The 26,670-nt window shown below is 64.0% G+C and carries 14 protein-coding genes and 1 tRNA gene; 11 read left to right on the top strand and 4 right to left on the bottom strand.

The features are described 5' to 3' along the window. Positions 1–518: 518 nt before the first annotated feature. The 4 genes from H6726_32360 (at position 519) to H6726_32345 (ending at position 3,295) form a co-directional block, all read left to right on the top strand. Positions 519–953, top strand: coding sequence for a PaaI family thioesterase (locus H6726_32360; protein ID MCB9662377.1), 435 nt, complete (start codon positions 519–521; stop codon positions 951–953). Beyond that, the gene (locus tag H6726_32355; protein MCB9662376.1) at positions 950–2,701 is read left to right on the top strand and encodes a thiamine pyrophosphate-binding protein; all 1,752 of its coding nucleotides are present in this window, start codon (positions 950–952) and stop codon (positions 2,699–2,701) included. The genes H6726_32360 and H6726_32355 overlap by 4 nt, the downstream gene beginning before the upstream one ends. Positions 2,702–2,708: 7 nt before the next feature. Next, the gene (locus tag H6726_32350; GenBank protein ID MCB9662375.1) at positions 2,709–3,176 is read left to right on the top strand and encodes a hypothetical protein; all 468 of its coding nucleotides are present in this window, start codon (positions 2,709–2,711) and stop codon (positions 3,174–3,176) included. Between the two features lie 47 nt (positions 3,177–3,223). Beyond that, positions 3,224–3,295, top strand: a tRNA-Gly gene (locus H6726_32345). Positions 3,296–3,417: 122 nt separating this feature from the next. On the opposite strand, the gene H6726_32340 is transcribed toward H6726_32345, so the two are convergent. Further along, complete coding sequence (locus tag H6726_32340; protein ID MCB9662374.1) at positions 3,418–3,933, bottom strand: hypothetical protein; 516 nt, start codon at positions 3,931–3,933, stop codon at positions 3,418–3,420. A gap of 746 nt (positions 3,934–4,679) precedes the next feature. Here H6726_32340 and H6726_32335 point away from each other — a divergent pair. Genes H6726_32335 through H6726_32305 form a run of 7 tightly spaced genes read left to right on the top strand, consistent with a single transcriptional unit; the run spans position 4,680 to position 24,327 of the window. After that, the gene (locus tag H6726_32335) at positions 4,680–7,598 is read left to right on the top strand and encodes an ATP-binding protein (protein ID MCB9662373.1); all 2,919 of its coding nucleotides are present in this window, start codon (positions 4,680–4,682) and stop codon (positions 7,596–7,598) included. Then, the gene (locus H6726_32330; protein ID MCB9662372.1) at positions 7,599–10,817 is read left to right on the top strand and encodes a protein kinase; all 3,219 of its coding nucleotides are present in this window, start codon (positions 7,599–7,601) and stop codon (positions 10,815–10,817) included. After that, a complete protein-coding gene (locus H6726_32325) occupies positions 10,814–13,687 on the top strand; it encodes a DUF1156 domain-containing protein (protein MCB9662371.1) in 2,874 nt (957 codons plus the stop codon). Before H6726_32330 ends, H6726_32325 begins: the two co-directional genes overlap by 4 nt. Before the next feature lie 20 nt (positions 13,688–13,707). Further along, complete coding sequence (locus H6726_32320; protein ID MCB9662370.1) at positions 13,708–14,124, top strand: hypothetical protein; 417 nt, start codon at positions 13,708–13,710, stop codon at positions 14,122–14,124. Next, positions 14,097–17,000, top strand: a complete 2,904-nt coding sequence (locus H6726_32315) for a protein kinase (protein ID MCB9662369.1) — start codon at positions 14,097–14,099, stop codon at positions 16,998–17,000. Before H6726_32320 ends, H6726_32315 begins: the two co-directional genes overlap by 28 nt. Beyond that, positions 17,000–18,625: a DNA phosphorothioation-dependent restriction protein DptG gene (gene dptG / locus H6726_32310; GenBank protein MCB9662368.1), complete on the top strand. Its 1,626-nt coding sequence runs from the start codon at positions 17,000–17,002 to the stop codon at positions 18,623–18,625. The genes H6726_32315 and dptG overlap by 1 nt, the downstream gene beginning before the upstream one ends. Further along, positions 18,622–24,327: a hypothetical protein gene (locus tag H6726_32305; GenBank protein ID MCB9662367.1), complete on the top strand. Its 5,706-nt coding sequence runs from the start codon at positions 18,622–18,624 to the stop codon at positions 24,325–24,327. Before dptG ends, H6726_32305 begins: the two co-directional genes overlap by 4 nt. Positions 24,328–24,497: 170 nt before the next feature. Here H6726_32305 and H6726_32300 read toward each other — a convergent pair whose 3' ends face one another. The 3 genes from H6726_32300 to H6726_32290 all read right to left on the bottom strand — a co-directional run bounded on the left by H6726_32300 (position 24,498) and on the right by H6726_32290 (position 26,653). After that, positions 24,498–25,844 carry a transposase gene (locus H6726_32300; protein MCB9662366.1) on the bottom strand — a complete coding sequence of 449 codons (1,347 nt, stop codon included), beginning with the start codon at positions 25,842–25,844 and terminating at the stop codon, positions 24,498–24,500. Positions 25,845–25,872: 28 nt separating this feature from the next. Then, on the bottom strand, positions 25,873–26,193 hold the full coding sequence (locus tag H6726_32295) for a hypothetical protein (GenBank protein ID MCB9662365.1): 321 nt from the start codon (positions 26,191–26,193) through the stop codon (positions 25,873–25,875). A 76-nt stretch (positions 26,194–26,269) separates the two neighbouring features. Continuing rightward, positions 26,270–26,653, bottom strand: coding sequence for an ATP-binding protein (locus H6726_32290; protein MCB9662364.1), 384 nt, complete (start codon positions 26,651–26,653; stop codon positions 26,270–26,272). Positions 26,654–26,670 lie beyond the last annotated feature (17 nt).

The following is a 26,670-nucleotide window of genomic DNA, read 5'->3' as shown; positions in this document are numbered from 1 at the left end:
TGGGGCACCCGGACTGAAGCGGCTGTCTCGATTCGGGATGGCAGTCGGGCATGTGGCCACCCCGGACAAAATCGGCTGCCTGGATTCCGGCCGGCAGTCGGGCGATGGGCACCCCGGACTAAAGTCCGGGGCAGCGATCTCAGGTGATCGCCAGCTCGAAGTCCGCCCCCTGCGGAGGCGGACTGCGTCTCGTGGGTTGCTGTCGGGTGTTCGGCGGGACGGGCGCGTTCTTGGATTTGCGGTGGCGCCGAGCAAGACAGTCCTCCCCCTTGTGGGGAGGACTTTTCCGAGTGCTCGGCGGTAGCCGGGCGCTCGGAAGGACGCTGCCCCGGACTTTAGTCCGGGGTGCCCCCATGCCCGACTGCCAGCCGGTATTGAGACAGCCTCGTTCAGTCGGTGCTGCCCCTACCTGCCTGCCTCGGACGCGACGAACGCTTCGGTCGCGGTGCCTCGCGCTCGCCCTTGCCGCGCCCCTTCGCTGCTCGCTTCCGAAAGACACATCGGGCACGATGCCGCGCATGGTGGACACCAACACGCACCACGCCATCGACCCCGAGTGGGTGGGCACGCCGCGCACCCTGCGCGAGGGGTTCGCCGAGGTGGCGCTCACCACGCACGCGCGCATGGCGGCCGACGCGCGCGGCCTGGTGCACGGCGGGTTCGTGTTCGGCCTCGCGGACTACGCGGCCATGCTGGCCGTGAACGACCCGTACGTGGTGCTGGGTGCCGCCGAGACGCGCTTCACCAAGCCGGTGGTGGTGGGCGACGTGGTGGTGGCGCGTGCGACGCGCGACGCCGAGAGCGGCGCGGGCAAGAAGCAGGTGGTGAAGGTGACCTGCACGCGCGGGGTCGAGACCGTGTTCGAGGGCACGTTCACCTGCTTCGTGTTGCCGGCGCACGTGCTCGGGCCGCAGCCCAACGCGAGCGCAGAGACCCAGGGAGACCAGCCATGACCGACATCAACGGCGGCAAGCTCATCGCGGACGTGCTGCGCAAGCAGGGGGTCCAGTTCCTGTTCACGCTGTGCGGCGGGCACATCTCGCCCATCCTGGTGGAGAGCCAGAGGGCGGGCATCCGCGTGGTGGACATGCGCGACGAGAAGAGCGCGGTGTTCGCGGCCGACGCGGTGGCGCGCATGACGGGCGTACCCGGGGTCGCGGCCGTGACGGCGGGGCCCGGCGTGACCAACACGCTCACCGCCATCCAGAACGCATACCTGGCGCAGTCGCCGCTGGTGCTGCTGGGGGGCGCCACGGCCACCGCGCTGCGCGGGCGGGGCGCGCTGCAGGACATCGACCAGATCTCGCCCATCCAGTCCATGGTGAAGATGACGCGCCAGGTGAAGCGCGTGAAGGACCTGGTGGGTGCGCTCGAGGAGGGCTTCGAGGTGGCGCTGGACGGCGTGCCCGGGCCCGTGTTCATCGAGTGCCCGGTGGACCTCTTGTACTCGCAGGAGCTGGTGCGCGGCATGTACGCGGACATGACCGGCGGCGGGAAGAAGAACTCGGCGCTGCCCATGCGCGCGCTGCACAAGCTGGCCATGGCGCACCTCTTCCGCGTGTTCCAGGGCGCCGACAAGGTGGCCGCCAAGCCCGCCCAGCGCCGCACGCCTCCCACCGCGGCGCGCGCCGACGTGCAGAAGATCGCGGGCATGCTCGAGGCCGCGCGCAAGCCCGTCATCGTGCTGGGCAGCCAGAGCGTGGTGGAGAGCATGGAGGCGCAGCAGACGGCCGACGCGCTGCGTGCGCTGGGCGCGCCCGTGTTCCTGGGCGGCTGCGCGCGCGGGCTGCTGGGGCGCGACGGCAGCGACATCCAGTTCCGTCATGCGCGGGGCAAGGCGCTGAAGGAAGCGGACTTCGTGCTGGTGTGTGGCTTCCCCTTCGACTTCCGCATGGGCTACGGGCTGGGCATCAACCGCAAGGCGGACCTGGTGACCGTCAACCGCAACCCGGTGGAGCTCACCAAGAACCGGCGGCCCACGCTGGCCGTGCTGGCGGACGCGGGGCGCACCCTGCAAGACCTGGCGCGCGCGGCGCGGCCCTCCCGGCTGGTGTGGGAGCCGTGGTACGCGGAGCTGCGCAAGAACGAGCAGAAGCGCGACGCGGAGATCGCCGAGCAAGCCAGGGCGCGCACCGAGTACGTGAACCCGCTCTACCTGTGCCGCGAGATCGAGAAGGTCATGGCGGACGACGCCGTCATCGTGGTGGACGGCGGGGACTTCGTGGCCACGGCCAGCTACATCCTCCGGCCCCGCAACCCCCTGTGCTGGCTGGACCCGGGCGTGTTCGGCACGCTGGGCGTGGGCGGCGGCTACGCGGCGGGGGCGGCGCTGGCGCGACCGGGGGCCGAGACGTGGCTCTTCTGGGGCGACGGCAGCAGCGCCTACAGCCTGGCGGAGTTCGACACCTACGCGCGGCACGGCCTGCCCGTCATCGCCGTCATCGGCACGGACGCCAGCTGGAACCAGATCGCGCGCGACCAGGTGACGCTGCTGGGCAGCGACTGCGGCACCGCCCTGCGCCGCACGGACTACCACAAGGTGGCCGAGGGCTACGGCGGCGTGGGCCTGGTGGTGAAGGACCCCGCCGACGTCCCGCGCGTGCTGGCCGAGGCCAAGGAGCACGCCCGCAACGGCCGCCCCGTGTGCATCAACGCGTGGATCGGCGCGACCGACTTCCGCAAGGGCTCGCTGAGCATCTGAACCCGCGGTGGACCTCAGCCCACGCAGCCGGGTCGCGCTGATGGCCCTCGTGGTCACCGCCGTGCCCACCGCCTGGGCCGCCGAGACCGCCCTGCGCGCCGCGTTCTTCCCGGCCGACTTCGAGCAGCTGCGCGAGCTCCTGCGGCCCACCATGAGCGCGGCGGCGCGGGGCCTGGTGGTGCTCACCGTGGTGCTGGCGGTGCCCAGCTACGTGTTGATGCGCCACCTGGCTCGCCGGCGGCTACGGCAGCTGCCCCCGATGCGGCCTGACTTGCGCGCGGGGGCCCGCGTCCTAGCCTTCCTGGGCGCCAGCTCGCTGCTGCAGCTGCCGGGGGTGCTGGTGACCTTCTGCTTCATGTTTGGGGCGGCTTGGAAGCCTGTTGCCGCGTGCGTGACGCTGGGCACGCTGGGGCTCCTGGGGCTCGCCGCGCTGGCCCTCCGCGACGCCGCCCGAGAAGGGCCCCGGGGGCGCTAAAAAATCCTTGACGGGGTGCCCCGGGCACCGTAGATAAGCGGCCCTTCGCGGGAATAACTCAGTGGTAGAGTGCAACCTTGCCAAGGTTGAAGTCGTGGGTTCGAATCCCATTTCCCGCTCCCAGATTTGCTTGTGATTCCGGCCGGTTAGCGAAAGCTACCCGGCCGTTTTCGTCTGGGGGCTGGGGGAGCGTGATGCGTCCCATTCGCGAGCTTGCGACGAGCGCAGGTTGTTCGGCCAACTAGAAGCCAACTAGTTGGTCGAATGTAAACTGGAGCCTGGCCTGAACGATCTTGCGCGCCTGCTCAGCGAGCTCGACCGACTCTCGCAGCCCGCGACCCAACTCCTCGATCTCTTCGTGGTCCCACTCACGTGCGCCCACGACGCCAGCGTAGCGCCGCGCGAGCCCGTGTTTGATGTGAAGGCGCTTCTCCTCGAACGTTCGGAAAGTCTCCCCGCGCACGAGGTCGCGGCACTCCTCGCACTGGAGCACCGTCCAGAGCGGGTCCTCCGAGGTCTGCGCGGGAAGCTGCTCCTCGTCTCGGGCGAACTCGCCGCAGTACGCACACACGTTGCGGTCGAACATGAGGGTCAGCGCGAACCCGATGCCATCGAGCTCGCTGCGGCCCCGCGCGTGCAGGTAGCAGCTGGTGCACACGATGTCGCCATCGAGTTCATGTTGGTGGCTCACCGGCACATCGCAGATTGCACACGACACGAGCTGGCGAACCTGCCAGAAGGGGACACCTGCGGTCATGAAGCACTCCTTGCATATGCATTGACGGGTTACTCTATCGTAGCGGGTTGGTCGCGAACACAGCGCACATGTGTTCTGCCCGGCGCCGCAGCGAGCGTGCACCTTGCTCTGAGAGCACGACGCACCCCCAAGCGGTCTGCCAGTTGAGGCGCACTGACCGCAAAGGAGCGTGTTTCGATGCTCCCGCGCGGGTGGTGAGCGGCGACGGCCTCCCGGCAACGTTCTGGGCGGCACCGGGTCCTTGGAATTGACCCGAATTCGGGGATGGTCTTCTTACGCTGCCAGAGGCACCATGGGCTGAATGTGCCTCTCGAACTCGGCCCGGCGTAGGTAGCCGAGCGCCGAGTGCCGTCGCTGCGGTTCATATCCTCTGAACGCTACACTCCGTGAAGCGTGCGTCTACGCAGCCGTTGAGCGCATGAGGTGTCGACGCCAAGGGTGAAGGTCGCAGCGTTGGTCGGTCACGACACGGGGGTAGCACTCCGCGTGCGTGGCCTCGCGCCGTGACTCCCTGTCGATTTTGCCGTTGCCATCACCTAGGCGTTGACTTGTTCGCCACCCACAGACTAGCTTTGCGGGCCACGTGGTTGCGCACAATTGGTGGAGGACGGAGCACATCTTGGCTTTGTGTTGACCTGCTGCCTGATGCCCGTCGGGAAGGCGCGCTACGCGGGTCTGATTACGTGTCGCAACAACCATTCAGCCGCATTCTCAAGGTCCGCCCCGAGGTTCTCACCGACTCGGGGATGATCGACATGATCGATCTCTCCGCCGTCGGGGGATCGCCACCCGGGAAGCGCAAGGGGGGAGGCCGACGACTCGCCGACGAGGTGCCAGCCTTCGAAGCCCTGCAGGACCCTGCGGCGTTCTTCGAGATGACGTATCCAACGGAGGACGTGCGTCACACGTTGGAAATCCTCGCGCAGCGCATGCGGGGTGACGACGGCACCTCTGGGACTATCGTGCTCTCGGGGCGATACGGTCTCGGAAAGTCGCACATCCTGCTTGCGGCACACCATGCGCTTTCGGCTCCTCGAGTCGCTCTCGCATGGTCCAAGCGGTGGGGCATCGCGCGCATCGAGCTCCCCGACGCCTGCCGCGTCGTGACGCGCAGCTTCATCCAGCGCACGGCAGAGAACCTCTGGGACGTGGTCTACGAGGCGTTCGGCAAGTCCGAGTTGGCCAAAGATGTCTCGACCTACCCCGACGCGGACACCATCGAGTCGTTCCTCGACGACACTCCCACGGTCTTCGTGCTGGATGAGCTCGAACGCTGGTACGACGCGCTCTCGAAGCAGAACCAGAGCCGCAACCGCAACTTCATCCAAGCGCTTTCCGAGGTGGCCCGGAGGAACCCCCGCCTGACCGTCGTCACGAGCGTGCTCGGAGAGAAAGCGGAGCCCGCGGAGACGCTACGTCGTGTGCGACCGACCGAGCTCGCCTTTCGCTCGTCCACAGACCGCCAGCAGATCTTGTTGTACCGCTTGTTCGAGAACCATGGCGAGCTCGACACCGCAGAGCGAGACGCGGTGGTGGAAGCGTACATCGACGCCTATTCGGACGCGGGTCTTGCCTCCCTGGACTCGTACCGGGAGCGGATGAGAGCGACGTACCCTTTCACTCCGGAGTTCCTCGACATCCTGACGAAGAAGGTCCCCAACCTTGGTGGCTTCCAGAACACACGGGGCTCGCTTCGCTTCCTCGCCAAGGTCATTCAAGCGACTCATCAGACGCGCCCAATCGTTTCCAGCCAGGATCTTCCCTTCCGCGAGCGAGACCTCCGCCGTGACCTGCAGAATCTGGACGCGACCGGCGGCGAGGTGGTGCGTCGCGCGCTTGGTGACAACCTCGAATCGGTCCCCTCGGACCTCAAGCATCGTGACGAGCTCTTCAGCGCGATTGTCTACTACTCCATTGCCGATCCGATTCATGCCGGCATCACCGAAGACGAGGTCCTCTTCGCCGTGCTCGACCCGGGGGAGAATCCGAACGAGATCAAGGACGCACTTCGTCGGCTTCAGGAGTACGCGTTCAACCTCCACCGAATCGAGAACCGATTCGTCTTCCGGTCTCAAGAGAACCCTCAGGCACGAGTTCGCGCGGTGGCTCACTCGCAGCAGGTCACGCACGAGGCCTGGCAGACCGTCATCCGCGAGACCATCCAATCCGCGTGGGGGCAGACCAGTGGCATGGTGCTCTACACACCGTCGTCCAACGACTCAGCCGCTACGCGCAAGAAGCTACACGAAGCCACCGGCACACCTGCGACGTATCTCGTGTCGACCACCACGCTGAACGCGCGCGACCGACTTCGGCTCCAGAACCTGGCGCCCAGGCGGAACCTCATGCTGCTCATCGAGCCTGCATTCCAACCCGATCGTCGCGCTGGTGATGACTACAGCCTCCTGACCGATAGCGAGCTGATGAATCGGGCCCGGATCATCGAAGCCTGCAAGATCCTGCTCGAAGGGCGCCCTGAGGAGGAACCGGCCAAGGTCTATCAACTGACCCGCGCGGCGGAGCAAAGGCGACTTCAACAGGAGGTTTCGGAGCGCTACGGCATCTACGTGTCTTGGCATCGCGCCGGACCGGATGACGCACCCGTCGACGACACCTGGTACGAGCTTTCTCGGATCGAAGGCCTCTCTGCAATCCGGTTTCGCGAGCACTTCGAGCAGCACTTTGGTGGCCAGCCCGCCATCGAACGGCGCGTCCAGCGGCTGTGGAGCGAGTACCAAAACCGCCCCGTGCAGCAGCTGGTGGAACACTTCGAGCAGACGCCCGGCGAGCCAATCCCACACCGCGCCGACATGGTCGTCGACGCGCTCAAGAAGCTTGCTCGCCAGGGTAAGTTGAGCCTCCAGTCGACCGATGGCCGGACGCATTGCCATGGAAATGTCGATCAACTGGCGACGAAGCGCGTCGCTAGCGCAATCATTCTACCGCCGATCGTCGGCCCCGAGCCTCCATCGGACGTTCCGCTACCGGTGCATCGGTTCGTTCAGGCGCGGCACGATCCCGAACAAGACGCCATCGTCATCACGTGGCAGTACCCGGAGAGCGACGTCCCCTACCGTACGGCGGTGCAACGGTACACCAGCGTCCGCGGGTGGAACCTGGGGGAGGAATACAAGCTCGACCTGGACATCACTCAGGAAGCGAACCGCTATATCGATGCGGGTACGAGCTTCGTCGACAAGCAGTTCCAAAAGGGGGTCTCGTACTACTACTACGTGTTCCTGATTGAGCAGGAGGCCGACGCGGCTCCCCGTACGGTGCTGTCGCAGCGTTGTGACGTACTGGCTCCGCTGGAATCGGAGGAGACTCACGAGAACCAGCTCCGCGTGGCACCGCAAACGACGCGACAGAAGCTCGTGACAGAGCTCGAGAAGCTCGTGATGTCCTCCAAACATGTGCCCGTCAGCAAGGTCATCGCACGGCTCGAGATCACGGTTCATCGTGCCGAGGACATGCCGCTGCTGAGTGCGTTGCGCGACTCGCTTCCAGTGGGCGTCGGAGTGGCGCGGGTGACCGGAGACTTTCAGTTCGTGATTCGTGGACCGCTATCAAAACAGGACGTCATAAAGGTCGCACGAGCGGTCCCCAGCGTCCCGGAGGCGACGTACGACGCCCTCCTGCACCTCGAAGATCGCGAGGAAGGCTAGATGGCGACCCTCGTCGAGCTTGGGGCGGGCCCCGTGAACGAGTCCGAGCGGGCGGTCGTCCGGCGGCTCGTCGACGAGCTTCCGCACTACTACCGTGTGTTTCCCAACGTCACGTTTCGGGACCAGCGCCACGGCCATGCGTACGAATACGACGTCGTCGTGCTGACCGGACACGCCGCATATGTCGTCGAGGTCAAAGCGTGGAGGGGGCCCATCCGCGCGGTCAACCGACGAGACTGGCAGCTCTCCAATGGGCGCTTCGTTCGGAACCCGCTCCCGCTAAACGACCAGAAGGCAAGAATCCTCAAGGGCGTCCTTGAAGACGTACGCCTTGTCAGCCAAGGCGAGGAGCTTCGCGCGCCCTACGTCCAGTCCGTGCTCGTCGCGTCGGACGACGCGCGCTTCGATGTCTTTCCGGACGACGACCCGTTCTGCGTCCGAGAGAGCCAACTTTCGGCGTACATCGACGACCTGAGTCGGCTTAGCTTTCGCGCGGAGCGCGACCGATATCAGGGAGGCATGCGCAAGCTCGCGGCCGCGGTCTCGGGACAGCTCGAGGCGAGGACGCTCAAGCCCCGCCGCTTCGGTAGCTACATCGTCACATCCACCGAGGCCCAGAGCGACGATGCCAGTACCTACTTGGCTAGGCACGCCGAGTTCGACGACGGCCGCATCTTCAAGATCGAGGACCACGCGGTTTCTCACTACCGCTACTCGGCGGAGGAACGTGAACGACGCTTGACGGCCATGCGGCGGTCTGCGGAGGCCCTTCACCGCATCGGCGACCATCCGAACGTGGTTCGTCTGCGTGAGTTCGGTTCAACCGATGACGGGTTCTTCGAGGTTACCGATTGGAGTGACACCGGCACGCTCGGAACCGCTCTTGCCTTGGGTTCGGTGGACAAGCTGCCCGTCGACAGAAAGCTGGCGATCCTGATCGGCATCGCACGCGGGCTCGGCGCTGCGCATGAGCACGGCGTCTACCATCGAAACCTTCGCCCGGACGCCGCGCTGCTCGCGCCCGACGGAACACCACGGGTGTGTGCGTTTGAGCTGGCGTACATCCCCGATGCGCAGCAGACGGTCTATGGCGCTGACGCCGTCGTCGACATTGATGACAACGCGTACCGCGCTCCCGAGCTTCGGGACACGTCGGACTACGACGTCTTCAGCAACACCGACCTCTACTCGCTGGGACGCCTCGCCTATGACCTCTTCCTGGGATTCCAGCCCGATGGCCACACGGCCGAACTTCGCGCGGACGTCATGGCAACACCGTGGGGGGCCGCGCTCTCCGAGCTCGTCGGGCGTCTCACCCAAGTGGACTCCAGCAAGCGTCCAGGCACGGCAGCCGAGGTCGTGAGGGAACTCCAGCAAATCCACGCCCTCGCCACGGAGCAACGCTCCGAAGGGCCGCCAACGAGCTATGGCCCGGAGGAGCGCATCGGCGACAACCGGGTCATCGACTTGCTGGCGCGGAGCTCGACCAGCCAAGTCTACCGGGTGAAGAACGAAGTGCTGCAGGAGGAGCTCGTTCTCAAGCTCGCCGCGCCGGACGCCGACGCCGAAGCGCCGCTCCGCGAGTTCCGCCTCTTGAGCCGTATCCACCACCCCAACGTCGTCACGGCTCGCTGGGGCGGCCAACTCGGTGCCACGGACGGCGCGGGTCACCCCCGCAGCTACCTCCTGCTCGAGTGGTTGAACGGCGAGACCCTCGCCGAGCGTCTGCAGCGCGGCCCGATGACTCTCGAGGAGGCCAAGACGGTCTTCTCGAGTCTCTGCAGTGCACTCGCCGCGGTTCATCGGGCCGAGGTGGTGCATCGAGACCTGAAGCCCGAGAACATTCAGCTGACGACTCGAGGGCCCGTGTTGATCGACTTCGGGCTGGCGACGCCTTTGGATTCGGCTGGTTCGGAACCCTGCGGGACGCGGCGCTATCAGCCAGCAGATCTTTCGACGGACGGCTGGGACTATTCCGTCGACGTCTTTGCCTTGGGTGCAGTGGCCTTCGAATGCTTCGCGGGCCGTCGCCCCTGGGGCGATGCCGAGCCACGCGCGGAGGTGCCCCCGGCGTCATGGCCCGCAGATGCCGTGCTTCCCGACTCTCTCCGCTCTGTAATCAACGACGCAATCTCAAACGACCGGCGAGTTCGGTTTCCCGACGGCGAGTCGCTGCGCCAAGCTGTGGAGCGCGCCACGCGAGAGCCGACAACCCCCAAGTCGGTCCCGCCGACCGCGCATACCACGCCAACGTCATCGACCGTCGCGGCGCACGTCGATCGGGTGGTTCCCTGGTCGGCCGAGTGGATCGAGGTGATGGCGCAGACCCTAAGCCCGAGCCATCTGCTCTTCGAGAGCCTTTGGGAACTCACGACCCCCAGCGATTCATTGGCGCTCGATCACCTCCTGGCGATCGAGAAGCACGCCGCGGACATCGAGAGACCTCTGGGCGTCACCTTTCCTTCGCTCTACGACGAGCTCCTCACAGAGTGCCACCCGCTCTCGCACGCGACGTTGCCCGAGGAAGCCGCACCGCTCTCCCTGCTCCCGGACGAGACGCTCGTGGTCATCGACGGGATGACGTTCGCCGACTGGTCCTACGTGCGACATATCTGCGGTGAGAGGTTGGTCACGACGTGGATGTGGCGTACTGGGCCAGTCGCACCCGACAGCCGTCCCAAGCGGCTTGGTTCACTCGCGCGCGCGTTCTGCAGTCCTCCAGAGCCCGTGCCGGGGGGAACACCGGGCGAGTTGGGGCGCGCTATCCACAACGGCGCGCGTTGCGCTCGGCTCGACCTCCCATTGGGCCGTCGAGACGATGCGCTTGAGGAGCTCCTGGTGGAGCGCAAGACTGCGTTGGATACGGTCCTGGCCCCGGCCCTTCAGACCAAGAAGCCCATCGCGGTCACGACAACGCTCGGCGCGACCTACCTGGGACATGGACTGCGCGAGGACGTTGGAGCGGATCAGGGCGCTCGAGGGGATCGCGTGCGTCGTGCGTGGCAATCCACGTTTGGAATTCGACGCTGGAGCTCTGACGCGCCCCCAAGTTCCGCCAACGCTCAGCCGCATCGTTCTTCGAACGGTCTCGTCTTCGTGGCGGGGCGCACAGCGTGGCCCGAACCCGCCGACTCACCTCGTTTCGCTGTCGGGGGCGCGAGCCTCCCTGAGCGCTTGCTACCCCTGCTCCGGGTCTCTGGGGGACCCGCCTCGTCATGACCTCGCGCTACATCGAGAAGTCGTTCCCTATCGTTCAGCTGAACCCGCTATCGCAGCGCGAGCGGAACGCGTTCAAGCCGGTGTACAAGATGCACAAATGGTTCGCGCGGCGATCCAGCAGCATCTTTCGCGCGATCCTGCTCGGTGCCGCACTTCCCGCCGAGGAAGACGGCGCTCCGCTCGACTTGATGGCCGAGTTCTACAAGGGGCACGGCGACGACCCACGACTAAAGCGTCCGGACGGCAAGCCCTTGCGCGTCCTCGACCCGTTCATGGGTGGAGGCACCACCATCGTCGAGGCGCTTCGGCTCGGGTTCGATGTGGTGGGGGTCGACTACAACCCCATCGCTTGGTTCATCGTTCGCGGCGAGACGACTCCGGTCGACTTGGACCAGCTCGACATGGCGTTCCAGCGGGTTGCCGACAAGGTCAAAGACGAGCTCCTGGGTCTCTACAAGACGCGGTGTCCGCTGACTGGGCGCGATGCCGACATCATCTACGGGTTCTGGGTGAAGCAGGGCGTGTGCACCGATCCCCTCTGCGGTGGCGTGACGGACCTCTTCAAGGACTACGAGGTCGCTCGCAAGCGTGGTGATGCATCTATCGCCTACATCCCCGACGTCGTTTGTCCTTATTGCAGTGAGGAGTTCGACTGGGAGCTGGACCGGTGCACGGTTACCGCTGGCGGACCGCAGGTTCTCGGGGACGGGGCTGCAGGAAAGAAGCGACCGCACACGACTCGTTTCGCGTTTGGCGTGTCGACCAGGGGGGTCGACTGTCCGCACTGCGGCGGAAGCGTGCCCGCGAGCGCGATTGGACCGCGCAAGCCAAAAAAGAAAACGGTTCAGCTTCATGTCCTGCTCGATTCCAGCACGGGCGACTTCTTCGAGGTACGTGGTGGCATCCCCGACGAAGTCGTCGCTCCCGTGAGCGGTCACCGCTTCGCCCCGAAGTCTGGCCCGGCCAAGGGCGGCAAGTTCTCTTGTCAGGAATGCGGTCGCACCCAAGCCATGGTCGACGCGGCGCGAGCCCATGGAAAGCCCCTGCCCTTCCGCTGCTACGGCTATTACGCCGTCACGCCCCATGCCGACGACGAGAAGGCGGGTGCCATCGCACTCGGGCTGCTGACCAACAACAACAAGTGGTTTGGGGCCGTCAGTGCCGAAGATCTCCAGCGCATCGAAGATGCCGCTGAGGAGCTTGAGCGGATCCGTTCGTCGCTCCCCCTGCCCGAGCAGGAGATCTACGACGGCTACAACACCAACCGCCTGGTGATTCACCAGTACAAGCGATGGTCGGAGCTCTATGGCCCGCGGCAGCTCCTGGCGTTGGGGAAGTTGTTGCGCGCGATTGGGGAGGAGCCGGATGCGGTCTTGCGTGATGCTTTGTTGGGGGCGTTTCAGAGTCATCTGGACAACGCGTCCAACCTCTGCGCTTTCGACGTGTCTCGAAACATGTTGCAGCGAGTCACAGCCGCCCATGATTTTCGGAATCCTACCACGATTTCTGAGAACAACGTGTGGGGCGTGGGCGGCGGAATCGGGCGCGGCCCCTTCGAAAATTGCGTACTCAAGTACCGCGATGGCTGCTCCTACCGCATGACTCCAGACTTGTTCAATGAGGATGGACCACTTCTGGTAGATGACGTTACGCCGGCGGGTTGGAAGCAACACTTGTCGTGTGGTTCGTCGTCTGATCTGGGAGCCATTGGCGATGCATCCGTGGATGTAGTGATTACGGACCCCCCCTACGCCGGCTCCGTGCAGTACGCCGAGATGTCCGACTGGTCTTATGTCTGGCTGCACCATGTACTCAAGGACCACTACCCTGACGAGTTTGGCTCCGAGATCACCCTCAAGTCCGAAGAGATCATCGAAGACGGGTCCCACAAGGACGCCGACTTCTTCTTCAACCACCTCGCGCAGGCCTGGCGCGAGTGCCGCCGTGTCCTCGTCGACGACGGCCTTTTGGTGTTCACCTTCCATCACAAGGAAGGCGATCGATGGACCGGCCTCCTCAAGTCGCTCTTCGAGGCGGGTTTCTACCTCGTCGCCGCCTATCCGACTCATAGCGAAGCGCTGAACAGCATCGTCATTCAGGCGACCAAGGGCATCACCTACGACATCGTTCACGTCTGTCGAAAGCGCCTCGGTGATCCGGAGTCGATCCCTTGGAGTGTGCTGAGGCGCGAGGTGCAACGCGACGCGCGCGCGCAGCTCCGAGAGCTCGAGGAGGGCGGCGACGTCCTGCCCGGTCCCGACGTCTGGATGATCCTTCTTGGCAGCGCCCTCCATCGATTCAGCCAGCACTACGGGAAGGTCCTCGATCACGACGGGACGGTCCTGGACCTCAACATCGCGATCGAGCGCCTGAAGGTTCTCATCCACGAACTGCGTGGTGAAACGCTGCCCCTCCCCGCGGCTCTCACGGACGCGGACGGCCTGACGCAAGTGTACTTGCTGCACCTGGTCGGCAACGAGTCCGGATGGACGCGAGATGGTTTGCACATCGAGCTGCGTGGCTACGAGCACACCCCGGACCGACTCGCGAGCGCCGGTCTCATCGAACAGGATCCGAAGGAGTCGGGACGCTGGATCCTGACGCCGGCGCTCAAGCGCGCCGAGCAGATCGACGGGCGGACCCATCCGTATCTCATCGACTCGCTCCACTACTTCTTGGGCATCGCACATCGCGGCGAAGACCTGCGGGCCGAGCTCTTGGCCAACAAGAGGCGGGGATTGGTTGCCGAGGGCTTGGCCTATCTGGCGAAACGCGACGCGACGCTCCGTGAGCTCTGCGCGCTCGTGCTTCGCGCGATCGAAGACGTCGGCACCAAAGAAGAGGTGGGGCAGCTCTCGCTCCTGGAATGAGGTCAACTATGCAAATGGGGGTGCACATCCTCCGGCGCGCTGCGCTCGGAACGTTGGTCAAGAAGGACGTCGTGGTCCCCGAGCCTCATGTGGGGGTCGTGGAATTCCTGCGGCAACTCGAGGGTGTCCATCCCCCACCCACAGACAACACGCCGCTCGGCATCGTCGGTCTGGAAGCGCTGTGCCACGCAGCGGGAGTTGAGGCGCCTGAGGTACTGCAGTCGATCCGAGCCCGGATCCACGAAGCGCGCCGCTACCTTGACCGGCACGGGGTTCCGCTCTGCTTCGTGATCGACTCCCCGCTGGAGCCGGACACGTCCAGCGGTCCGGTAATGGTGACGGAAAGCGAGCGCACGCCCATCCATCTGCTGGCTGGCTCGGGTCTACAGCAGATGACGACGGATGCCACGTGGTGGTGGACGCCGCAGGTCGGATGATGACGACGATTCCCCCTCAAGCAGAACACCGGTTGATCGAAGCGACGGACGAGAATGGCGGCCGCTGCTTCTACCGCATCCTCAAGGAGATTGGCGAGGGTAGCTTCGCGCGCGTGTTTCTCGCGGAGCGTCGCGTCGACGAGGACGGAGAGTCTCCCGACGAAGAACGCCAACTCGGACGTCTGGCGCTGAAGCTGGCGTATGGCAACAAGGGCAACGAGCTGCTGACCATGGAGGCATCACTCCTCCGAAAGATCCGAGAAAGCGGAGCCGGGCGTCACACGCGCTCCCGGGTCGTTCAGATCCTGGGCGACGGTGCGCCGCTTCGGCATGGGCTGGGCGACAAGCTGATCGAGCTGGAGTTTCTCGACGGCACGACCCTTGAAGCGTGGATGAAGTCCGAGTTTTCGGACGAGGCGGATCCCAATCTCGCGACCGTCGCCCAGGCCCTCGAGTTTGGACGTGAGATTCTAGAGGCACTCTGCGAGATCTCGCAGATCGGCGGGGGCTTGCTGCACCGTGACGTGAAGCCAGCCAACATCATGGTGACAAGCACCGGGCTGCGCCTCTTCGACTTCAATGTTGGTCGGAGCATTGCGCACGACAAGACGCTCACCAAGCACGTGGGGACGTTGGCGTACATGGCGCCAGAGATCCTCGCCGGTAGCGCGTACGACATTCGAGTCGACCTCTACAGCTTGGGAGTGGTGCTGCTCGAGCTGCTGACCCGAACGCGGTTGGAGTCGAACGCCTCTCCGAAGGCCGCCATGGAGCGCGTCACGAAATGGCGCGAGCTGCTGGTGCCGGCAGAAGTCCAAGAAGAACTCTGGGAAGACCTCGGCCGGCTTCTGGGCAAGATGGTATGCCTTGCGGAGTCACGCTTTGAGACGCCGGAGAGCGCATTGCAGTGCGTGGAAACGCTCGAAGAACGGCTTAGGGGTGAGCGGGCCAGCCGCGCTGGACCACGCAAAAGCGGTGATCACGCCCTCGATGCAATCGACCTAATCGGTCTCGTCGGCGAGCTGCGGGCAGAAGGGCTTCTCGCGGTGGTCTCCGATTCGCCCGACGTCGCCCCGCTGCAGGCCGTGATTCGCAAGAGAGTACAGGTCGACGACCCACTCGAAGACTGGCTTGTTGAACGGGTCGCGCGGGCAGTGACCGAGCAGAAGCGCACCCTGGTCGTGCTCGCTGGAAATGCTGGAGATGGAAAGAGCCATCTGATCGACCGCCTCGTTCACAAGCGTCTCGGGTCAATGTCCGGCTCCATCGAGTACATCGCCGACGCCACGCACGCAGACCGCCCGGAGCAGAGTCAGCAGGAGAAGCTCGAAGAGTTCTTTATGCCATTCGCGGACGACCCCGCGCCCGGTCGCAAGCCAGTCAGCATCATTGCGATGAACACCGGCATGGTCATTCGCTTCTTCGAAGCCGCCGAGGAGCGGTCTGCGAGCGGCGGACCCGAGCTCGGAATGCTCTTCGACGCCCTGCAGATCAAGCTCGGCCTGCGTCGAGGAAGCGCCCCCGAACTCCCCTTCGACTTGGTCGTCGTGAACCTCGACCTGCGCGACCTGATCGGCAAAGTGAACGGGATGCCGTCGTTCTTCGAGCTGATGCTGGACCGTCTCGATCCGACGCGAGAGGGAACTCTGCTCTTCGAGAAGTGGAAGGATTGCGAGACCTGTCCCGCGCGGCAGGTTTGCTCGGTACACTTCAACCTCGAGGCGATGCGTCAGCCGCAGGTGCGCCAGACGCTGACGAGCTTGCTGAAGCGCGCGTCGTTAGACCCTGCGGTTCACCTCAGCCCGCGGCTCCTCTGGGCGTGGCTCTACCGGATGGTCACGGGCGGCCTAGGGCATTTCAACCTCGAGATGGAGCGCGTCCCTGCGTGCGACGTCGTTCGGCGCCGTTCGGGCGACTATGGCTGGTTGCTCAGGAATCACTTCTACGAGATTCCGTTTGTCGATGACGATCTTCCGGACGCTCCCGTCTGGCGCGCCCTGCGGAGTCTGGACCCGGCGTTCTCGGTGGCGCCCAAGCTCGATTCGCTTCACACGCGCTTCGCCATCCAGAGCCATCGGGACGACTCGGAGGAAGAGATCGAGGAGCTCGGTGGCAAGGACGGCGAGCTCGCTGGTCTCAGCTTGCCCGTGCTTCTTTCCGACGGAGGGACACTCGCCCCACCGGAGCGTCGCAATGCAGCGGTCCGGCGGCGCGTGTTCTTTCATCGCGAGAGCTATGAGGCATTCGCGAACGCCGGAGCGGCGCCACGCTTCGAGCTGGTCCTCGATGCATACGAGGCGATCAGTGCCGAAGGAATTCGTGGGCTATCAGCGGAGCAGAAGGAGCGGTTTATCGCCCTCTCGACGATGGTCAGCGACGTGTTTCTGAGAGGCGCGGGGCGTCAACTCGGGCGACGCAAATTCCTGCGAGTGAGCCAACCGAACCCGAACGTGGATACTCATCTCCTCGTCGAGATCGACTCCGGTGTGATGAAAAAGCTCTTCAACCCGACGGAGCTCGTCCTGCCGGACGCCCACATCGAATCGCACCGAGGTGAGCCAGAGCTGATGCAGGCGCTCCGATACCGTCCCAAGACGCTTATCCTGGATGTGGGGGGACACCGACTGGTGGTCGACTTGGCTCTCTACGAATTCCTAGAACAAGTGGGTGAGGGTCGGCAACCGTCGAGGCGCGACCTGGCCCAGTTCGAGGCGTTGATCTTCCTGGGCGAGCACCTTGGAAACGCGGTCGCCGCAGAAACGCGCGGCGGTGACCAGACTCTCTTCGTTCTCGAACAGCGGGACGGCGCCTACGAACTCTATCGCCTCGCCCGTGACGCCTTTGGTTCTGCCAGTCTCACCCCGGAGGAAATCTGATGGCTGTGGACGCAGTATGGATCGACACCGTTCTCGCCACTGAAGACATTGCCGAACGCGAGACGCTCTCGATCGATGGAGTGGACTGCACTCTTCCCGCAGGGCGAACTCGGCGCCGCAACGACTGGCAGCGCCGCGTGCTGGACGACATCCTGCCGGACTCGCCGAACGCTGACGCGCCCGAGAAGACGCCGAACCAGATCATCTACAATCTGACGGATCTGCAACAGGCGGACGAGACCCTCAGCGATGCCCTCGCTCCCCACGGCGAGCTCGCTCCGCTTCGCCCGCTCTTCCTCTTCGAAACCAAAGGGAAGGCAAGCATACCGGTCGCCTTCCACGTTCTCGCCACCAAAGCGGTGTCGCGGCCGATCAAAAGCCGATCGTTCACGGACCGTACGTTCCTCCTCCTCATGCGGGATGACGGGGGGACACTCGATGTCGAGCTTCTCAAACGGTTTCTCGAGTACTTTCGCGCGCCTATCGCTGCCCTTGACCTGGCCCAGCAGACCGTCTTACAGCGGCTTCAGCCCGATTGGTCAGCGGACGAGCATCACTCGTTCGTGCCGCCCGATGGTCCGCCGGTGACGCCATTCCTCCCGAAGGCGGGTCGGCTGCTTCGGCGCGATATTGGACGACTGCTCGACGCCGGCCTGGGGCACGCGGAGTTCTTTCAATACGTGAACCGCTTGTTGGCCCTACATCTGGGCTTGTACCAGTCGCGCTTGGCCGCCGTCCTCAACCCCTCAGTGGACGCCATTCTGCAGGAGCTTGCATCGCCAGGATCCGTCTCCGTCGCGGACGTGGCTCGCATGGAGCAAGGAGACCATTTCAAGTATCGGTTCGAGGGCAGCCTCTGGGCGCAAGCTCCGGCGGGAGGCGTCTGGCGATCCGTCGGTTCCAAGTCGCGACCATATCAAGCCTATCGCGACGCGGAGCTCGAGCTCGTGAAGCTCCACTACACGCTCCTCCTTCTGAACCGAATTCGCGAGCTGGCACGCGACTACCTGATGAATGCTGACAGATACGACTCGTCGTCGGCCGAGAACGTGACTCGACTCCCATCGGAGGTCGTGCGCCGCATCCACGAAGACGAGGGCTTTCGCCGATTCATGGATCGGGGCATGCAAGCTCTCGCGGTTCGTTTCGTCCTAAACCAGGTCGCCGGGACTTCGCGTGATAGGTCGCTGGAAGAGGTGCGCAGTGCGCAGTCGGGGGGACACGCCCTCAAGCGGCTCTATCACCGCTACGATCGAGAGTCGTCACCATCTTCGTCCACAACGCGTGCCTGGAAACAGGGCGCTCAGGTCCTACGTTTGTTGTTGAGCGCGAGAGGCTCGGACCTGCTCCAGATTCGTCGAGGAGTCGGGGCCTACTTCGAGATCGGCGCAGGCCTTCTCCCGCTGCTGCTTATCACCACGATCGAACCAGGGCGGCAGAAGCTACCTGTCCACCGCTTCTGGTCAGAGCTGGAGGGGTACGGCATCGGTCTCGAGGCGGAAGAGCGCGAAGGGGTCCTGGACCGGCTGAAGGCCATGGGGCTCTTCGAGAGGTTCAGTGATGCCGGAACCGCAAGCTACGTCCGCAGCATGTTGTTGCAGCGGCACCGAGAGGACCGGGCATGAGTGAGAAGCTCTTTGGTACGCTCGCTGCGGACCTGCTCAAGCGTCATCTGGACCACGAAGTGGCCGCTAGCACCAAGGTGGTCATCGACTACTTGTCGGAAGCGGAGCGAAACGCACTCCACCGCGCGCTCATGACCGAAGCCACGCGAACAATCGAGCTCGCGGCTCGGCAAGCGTCCTACCGACTCAAGGCGCTGCCGGGCGCCTACGTCGACCTGCTGCCCGTCCTCGAGCGGGCGAAAGGCACTGTGGATCCAGATGCCAACCAGGGGACGGATGGCTTCGCCAGCGCCCTGCGAGACCACTTCGCGTCCGGAATGGGCGCTCGACCGCGAGTCCTGGTGACGATTACCAGCGAAGGCAACGAGACGCAGCGAAGCGCCAGCGACTCGGCTGTCGATCGGGGCCTCATCACCCGTCGCGCGCTTTGTGAGGCTCTCTGGACGAAGCGGGGCCGCGAGCTGTCGGCGTCACAAGCTGGCGTCCTCGAGCCTTTCCTTCGGAGGGAAGACACAGCGCGGAGTTCGTTGCCGGAAACCATTGGGAAGCTGAGCCGCTTTCTGGATAGGCTCGAACAACTCCCCAGAGATGAGGGGGGTCAAGCTCTGCCGGAACTGGGTTCATTTTTCGCCGACAGCAGTCCTGACTGGGACAAGGCGGGGAGGAAGTCGGCGAGTCGCCTCGAAGAGAATGCGGATTGCTACGAGACGGTTGCGGCACTCCACGCGAACCCTCTGGAGGACGCCAAGGAAAGGCTGAAGCAGCAGTTCGACGACCAGACGGTCAAGACGCTAGACCGCGCGGGGAACAGCGGACTTACCGAAGTCAATTTCGCTGATGTCGGGTTTCGGGAGAGCGAAGAGAAAAAGTCGAAGATACAGTTCGAGACCAAGACTATAGCGATTCGCGACGATCGACACTGGCATCTCATAGAAACTGAGTCCAGGCCTATCGTCTGCCTCGCTCAATCAAGCTCGAGCACACTAACCCTGAGCCTGACGCGCCCGCTTCAAGGCAAGGAGACGGTTCACCTCGTCGGCGTCGACCCACGACGCGGTGGTCCCAAGGGTCTCCCGGGGGCGGTCAAGACGCGCCAGGAGCGGGGGACCGTCGAAGTCGAAATCCCTGACGTAGCTGAGTTCACCGTTTATCGTCTCATCGTCTCAGGGGGGCCGAGGTCTTATGGGCGCGATATCGACCATCTCTGGGTCGTCGTCTATCCCAACGACGAAAGCGTCGCTGTGGAGGTCGATGGGCGCCTGGATCTCAAAAGCCAGGGATGGGTGGCATCCGATGTTCAGGCGTCCTTTGAGGTCTTTCGTCGAGACGGTACCCGTTCGGTCGAGACGCATCCGAAGCCAGCGCAGAGCTCCGAATCCACGTTCGACGAAGACGACCTCGAGGGAGAGGACCTCATCTCGCGTCTGAAGCTGGACGGAGGCCGGCTGCAGCCTCGTGTCTTTTGGCCTGACCCGGACGGAAGCCCCGAATCGGCAGACCAGAGCTCTGCGTACCCGTTTCTCGAAGCGGCGCCCTACCATCGGCTAAACGTCGACTCGCGACAACGCCTGACGACCGCACTCCAGTCAACACAGCGGTACCTCGGTGTGGTCACGAGCGTCAAGGTACGTGACGAGGAATGGGTGGTGACGCTGGCCGACAAGGCCCAGATCCGACTAACCAGGTCAAACGAACGCAACGAGGAAGAAGCGGTCGCGATTCTGCTGCAAGCGCCGGCCACGCGACTGCTTCGGAAGCAACGGGGTGACGGGGCTGACTGGGAACACGTCGATTTCGAGGAGCTGGAACCGACGTCCCGCTTCCTCGAGCTTCGTCGCCAGCTCTTCGACGCCTTGTTCGCGGCAGCCATGCGCGTTCGATACACAAACCCGGGAGACATCGGGTTGGCGATTCCCTTGATGCTGGTGGACCTGGAAGTGCATCGGAAGCTCATCGACGATTACGCAGAGTCCTGGGTCGAATGCTTTCGCGCCAGTACGAACGGGAGAGTCGCGTTCACTCGGCGGCATGCCGAGTTACTACACTTGGATGCCCTCGAACACCGAGACGAGGACGGATCATTCCGGAGCATCACAGTGCTGCCGACACATCCGTGGCTGCTGAAGGCAATGCTGGAGTTCCAGTCTTTGATCTCTGAAGAGTTCGGGGCCATGTCGACTAGTCAGAGATCTCGCTACGGATTGCACCTCCACCGGGCCGAGGTTCTACAGCTGGCAAGCCCAAGTCCAACCGATGAGTGGTACGTCGGCGGAGACAACGCGCAACGGCTCATCCGCGCCGATTCCCCTCCGTTTCACTGGTCATTCTTGCGCAAATCCGATTTTCATCAGACCGGCGGACTCGGATACTTATCGCGTGTAGTGCGCAACAAGATCCGCCGCTATCTTCAGATGCACCGGCATTTGGCGCATGCGCGACGGACGCTTCGAATCGGATTCATAAATGCTGGCGATGGCCAGCACCTTCTCGACGGAATACGAGACTATCTCGCGGACGAGGTCAAAGCCAGCACGGTGGAGATCGAAGAGTTTATCCCAAGCATCGAAGTGCTACTCTTTTCCGACCATCCAGGTGATACGGGACGAGCTTTCGACCGGTTCTTTGCAGACTCGCTCCACGACCCGAAGGACCACCTTCCGAGTCAGCTCTTGCTGCAGAAGTTGGCGTACCTCAAGAAGGATCACCCCTGCCCGCAGTCGGATGCTGACTTCGTACATATCTGCTTTTACCAGGGGATGGCAAACGACGATCGGGGGGATGCGAAGGACCGCGAAATATCGGATGGATGGGACGCGGCATTCCTGGACGGTCTCCTTGCGACGCCGCTTCGCGAGACGCGACGGGATGGGGATCGTCATCGAACAGAGCGAGGCGTATGGCTGGGTTCGCAGAGCCATCCCGTGCGCGCGGGGATTGCGATGCTCCAAGCGCTCTTACGAGGACAGCGCTGCGGGACGGTTGACCCGGAGTTGATGTTGGCGTGGGGAGCCCCGCTTCCCTCGCTAGAGCGACTCAAGCCGATGTACTCGCATAGTGATTGGGTCGTCCACCTCGACCGCACGGTAGGGCTCGATCTGTTCCAGGAGTTTCAGAAGCAGTCAGCCGATCGGAATGAAGAGGGAGTCACGGTCATCGAATATAGTGACCAGGAGGATCCGGATACCCCTGGTTACGATACGATAACCGTGACCTGCAATGCGCGCCCCTACATCGAACAGCTCAGCAAGGTGTTGAGCTATTCGGGACTCGATTTCGACACCACGGACGAAGTCGCTGCACGGTGCGGGCATGGGCTCATCGCGGACATCAACTCCCTCTCCGGTTCGTGGGCCCTCGACTTCATCCTGGGCAACGTGAGCAATGCGTCCTGGAACAACCGACTCAAGGGCAACGTCGGAGCCGCGTTGGCGTATCGATGGTTGGCGCGGGTCGAGTCCCAGTTCGTCAAGGAGCGCTACGGTGACGATGTGCTCCCGCTCTACCTGTCTTTGGAGGAGCTCATTCGCGCGACGCCGGCCGCGAATCTCCCTCTTAAGGATGGTTTGTTCAAGCGATTCAGCAATGACAATGACTTTGCGGATCAGGACGACGCGGCTGCAGCGCGCACCATTTCCGACGACCTGTTAGTGCTCTACTTGACGCCACCACGAGAAAGTGAACGAGCTAAACTCTATGGTCGTATCATCGAAGTCAAGTTTGGATCATACGCCAATATGAAGGATACGCAGAGAAAGGCTGTCTCCCAGGTTCAAGGGACGTATGATCTGCTGACAAAGCACCTTTCCGGCAATGCGGATCGCCGTGACGCGCCCTTCCGTCATAAGCAGCTCGCGTTTCTATTGAAATCGAGAATCGAGCAGGTGCGCGCGATGAGCGAGCTCCACTCGGAGCAAATCGAGCGGCTGGACGTTAGACTCCTCAGCGCGAAGATCGCTTCGGGTCAGTACGACGTCGACTACACCATCGGCGTTGGCGAAACGCATGCGTGTGGGGACGTTTTCTTGCTGTCGACGAAGGAAAGCGACCAGCCGCCCGAGGACGTAACGATCGAAAGCGACCATGGCGTCCGCATCATCAAACTTTCGTCGCAGACGCTGCGCTGGCTTGCGTTTGACGAATCGGACCAGGACACCCTCTACAACGCGCCTACCGACACCGTTCCAAATCTGGGGATCTACGGCAGGGAGCTGCTGCCTGCGTCCGCACGTGAGGCGCCCACGCAGGCCAGTTCGGACCCGGAGGTCGCGGGCTCAGTGGATAGTGTCCCTGCGGTCCATGGGGTGCTGGCGCCGAAGGTGAGTCACGTGTCTCCGGACCCCAAGCCGATCGCGAGCGAGTCGACAGGTGGTGCAGCTGCGTCCATTTCTTCTCCGGGCGGCATCACCGTCCATGACGAGGAGCCGACACGGCCTGCCGGAACACCTTCGGCATCGAATGAGGACGCGCAAACCGAGGCGAGGCCGAGGCGAGGCGACCTGGAACACGCTCAGCCAGCGGAAGACGCGCACTCGCATCCGTCAGTCAAAGCTGCAGCGTCGGCGCCAGTGAAGATCGCGCCGTTCGACAGGAAGGCGGTCTTGGCCGTCGTCGAGCGGCTTTCGAGAGCTTTGGAGGGTCACAAGATCCGGCTCGAAGTCCCACCCTCGATCAAGGAGGCAGAGCTCGGACCGACACTCGTGAGAGTGCACGTCAAGCTGCAGCCCGGTGAGTCCATTGCGTCGGTGAGGCGGATCAGCGAGGACCTCGCTCGCGACATCGGCACACTGAGCCCCGACGTGCACGTGACCAACGTACCGGAGCGTCACTCCATCGGTGTGGATTTGCCGATTGCAGGGCTCGGGTACGGGATCGATTTCGAGGAACTCGTTGCGCACGATTCGTTTGCTGCAGCCGGTCGTGACCTTGAACTGGGCTTCTGCGCGGGCATCGACGTCACCGGAAAGGCGGTGTGGGTGGACCTGGCGAAGATGCCGCATGGACTCGTCGCCGGAACGACCGGAAGCGGCAAGACGGTGTTCTTGCGCCAAGTCTTGCTAACGCTCCTGATGCAGCATGACCCCAATGCTCTCCGGCTTCGCCTGTCGAGCAGCAAGCCGATGGACTTCATGCCCTTCGTGCATGTTCCACACGCGGAGGGGCTGCCGATCGCGGATGGGCCGGGGGGTGCGCTAGCGTTAGTGCGTGAGCTGGGTGATGAGATGGACCGACGGATCGGTATCATCAGTGCCGCGGCCTGCGACAACCTACGGGAGTATAACGGTGAAGTCAGCCCGGAGGAGCAGCTCCCATACCTGGTGGCCGTCATCGACGAATACTCGGAAACCGTCCTGTCGTTCGAAGCGAGAAGCGACCGCGCCGAGTTCGAGAAGCTCGTCGCCCGGCTCGCGCAGAAGAGCCGGGCCGCGGGAATCCACCTGGTGATCTGCATGCAGCGGCCCGACAGTACCGTCCTTCAAGGACCCATCAAGTCGAATATCCTGCACCGTTTCGCTCTCAAGCTCCCACAATCTCACGACAGTCGTGTCATCCTCGACGAAAACGGCGCGGAAGCTCTCCTCGGGAAGGGCGACATGCTGTACAAGGACGGCAACGGGCACATGCACCGGCTGCAGGTTCCGAACTTGGAGAAGAGGACGTTGAGGCGCGTTCTCGCTGATGTTGTCGGTGGCGATGGCGGATAGTCGGCCCGGACGTGACCCATCACAGACACCGAGATGATTGGCGCGAGCCGCTCGGTCAGCCTTCGTGCCCTGCGGTGCGTCACAACCTCCCCCCGCCCCAACAGCGCAAATGCGCGAACCGCATGAAACAAGGCGAGTCGTGCTTCGCGAGCACTGTGAGCCACGAACGCTCAGCCGTCGACCACCTCCCCTCTCGGAGTCGGGTGCTCAGGGCCGTCACAACCTCCGCAGCTCGTGAGGGCTCGATTGACTTGGACGCGGTCTACACCGGCCGCACGACGAGCCTCCACGAGTTGGACGGGGAGCTCCCGATGAAGTCCAAGGAAGACCTCATCGGGGGTGCGGCCACCGAGGACGGCTCGAGGGATCAACGCGTTGTGGTCCTCCACGAAGGCCGCGATGAGCTTCCTCAGCGTCGCCTCTGTATCGAGGTCGTGGAGGTACAACCACCGGTGCTTGAGCTGGGCCCAGAACGACTCGATCAGCGAGTTCGAGTACGTGACATCGACCTGGGCGCGCACGCGGCGGAGCAAGCCCGCGAAGTCCTCATCCTCGACGGCGATGTTTTCCGACCCCCCGTCCGTCACGACGGTGACGACGCCTGCATGGTCACGAACGCACCGGACGGCCTGGTGGAGCAGCTCGTTGGTAGCGTCCGCCTTGCAGGTTCCGCCCATGGTCCAGGCGAGGATCTTGCGGGTGTAGTTGTCGATGACGACATGGACCCAGACGACGGTGCCGTCGACGAGTCGGATCTTGCTGGCATCGATGTGCCAAATCTCGTTGGGAGCGGTCGCCCGCACGCCGACCTTCGGGCGGCGCGGATGCACACGTTTGCGAGGCCGACGGAGCCCTTGGCGGCGGACCTCGCGACACCACGTCGAAGCGGACGCGATAGCGTGACCACGGCGCAGCGCGAGCAGCGAAAGCGACGCGATCGAGAGGTGCCGAAGCGCGAGATCGGTGACGTACTCTCGGATGGTCCAACGCTCCGTGATCGTGAGCTGCTGCGGGGTCCTCCTCGGACAGGAGGGGGTATCTTGGAGCCGGCACTCGAGAGCCCGATGCTTCCACTCGCGCATGCGTTGTGGGGTGAGCCCCAGGACGCGGAGTGCGGCACCTCTCCCCAGTACGCTCTCGGTCTTCCGAACTGCGGCGAGCAGCCGGGCCTTGTCTTCCGCGGCGGGCACCGGGCGGTCCGCAATGCGCCCGCCGAGGACCGCAACCAGCGCGAGCAGCAGCCTAACCACGGCGCGCAGCTTTGCGTTTGCGACTTCCACACGGGCGAGCGCGACCTGAAGCTCCACCAGTTCCCGGTCCTCGGCGTGCAAGGCCACGACCGTCGGGACCGGACGCGTCGTCCAAGACCGGCGTGTCGACGGGGGAATATCGATGTCGTGGAAGAGCGTCGCGTCCCCGGACGCCGCGATGGCGAGCCGGAGGCGGTGGTCATAGGTGCGGCGGCGGGCGGCAGTCACGGTGGGCGTCGTCTTGGCCTGCTTCCCAGGCGTCGTCATCCGGAGCGCCGCACGGGGATGACCGACGTTAGCGGAGCACTTTCGCCAGCCGCCGTTTCCAGTCGCCGGGCCTACGGTGCTGATGGTGCAAAGCGATCACGACAAGCTCGTCCTCGAGTCTGGCGAGCACCACAGCGTAGGGAAAGCGGTCAGTCAGGAACCGACGAACGTCGACGTCCGCAACGCGCTCGACACGAACGCCAGCACGCGGGAAGCGGTCGCACAGCGCGATCTGCGTGCGGACCTGCGACCACAGATCATCACCAAGGTCGATGTCGATCTCGGCGTAGTAGCGGGCGGTCTCCTCTGCCTCGAGCAGTGCCTCGTCGAGCCAACGAACGGTCGTCATCAGCTGTTGGCGACCACGAGGAATCCAAGAAATCTGACCGGCCCCAGCGCATGGTCTGCGCGAGGGCCGGCCTGGATCACTTCTTCGTGGCCGTTGCCTTGCGCGGCCTAGGGCGCTTCGCGGCGCTCGCGGACTCGCGGAGCCTGTAGCTCTCGCCCTCGATGTGGATGACGTCGGCGTGGTGGACGACGCGGTCGACGAGTGCGGTGGCGCAGGCGGCGCCTGGGAATATGGAAGGCCAGTCCGAGAAGGACTTGTTGGTGGTGAGGATCAGGGGGCGCTGCTCGTAGCGTTTGGAGACGAGCTGGAAGAGCAGGTCTGCGGAGCGCTGTTGGTAGGCGAGGTATCCGATCTCGTCGATGCAGAGGACGGCCACGCGCGCATAGCGCTTGAGCCTGCGCTGTAGTGCGCTCGCGGACTCCTGGCCCTCGAGATCGAGGAGCAGGTCGGCGGCGGTGATGAAGAGGGCGGAGTAGC

The sequence above is a fragment of the Sandaracinaceae bacterium genome (assembly GCA_020633055.1).
Taxonomy (GTDB): domain Bacteria; phylum Myxococcota_A; class Polyangia; order Polyangiales; family Houyiibacteriaceae; genus JADJJE01.
Note: the sequence above shows the minus strand (reverse complement) of the source record. Positions and strands in the feature narration are given on the sequence as shown.

Coding starts and splice junctions, on each gene's coding strand:
- H6726_32330 (MCB9662372.1), top strand. CDS start 7,599: ATGGCGACCCTCGTCGAGCTTGGGGCGGGCCCCGTGAACGAGTCCGAG.
- H6726_32340 (MCB9662374.1), bottom strand. CDS start 3,933: ATGACCGCAGGTGTCCCCTTCTGGCAGGTTCGCCAGCTCGTGTCGTGT.
- H6726_32295 (MCB9662365.1), bottom strand. CDS start 26,193: ATGACGACCGTTCGTTGGCTCGACGAGGCACTGCTCGAGGCAGAGGAG.
- dptG (MCB9662368.1), top strand. CDS start 17,000: ATGGCTGTGGACGCAGTATGGATCGACACCGTTCTCGCCACTGAAGAC.
- H6726_32300 (MCB9662366.1), bottom strand. CDS start 25,844: ATGACGACGCCTGGGAAGCAGGCCAAGACGACGCCCACCGTGACTGCC.
- H6726_32360 (MCB9662377.1), top strand. CDS start 519: ATGGTGGACACCAACACGCACCACGCCATCGACCCCGAGTGGGTGGGC.
- H6726_32325 (MCB9662371.1), top strand. CDS start 10,814: ATGACCTCGCGCTACATCGAGAAGTCGTTCCCTATCGTTCAGCTGAAC.
- H6726_32305 (MCB9662367.1), top strand. CDS start 18,622: ATGAGTGAGAAGCTCTTTGGTACGCTCGCTGCGGACCTGCTCAAGCGT.
- H6726_32335 (MCB9662373.1), top strand. CDS start 4,680: ATGATCGACATGATCGATCTCTCCGCCGTCGGGGGATCGCCACCCGGG.
- H6726_32355 (MCB9662376.1), top strand. CDS start 950: ATGACCGACATCAACGGCGGCAAGCTCATCGCGGACGTGCTGCGCAAG.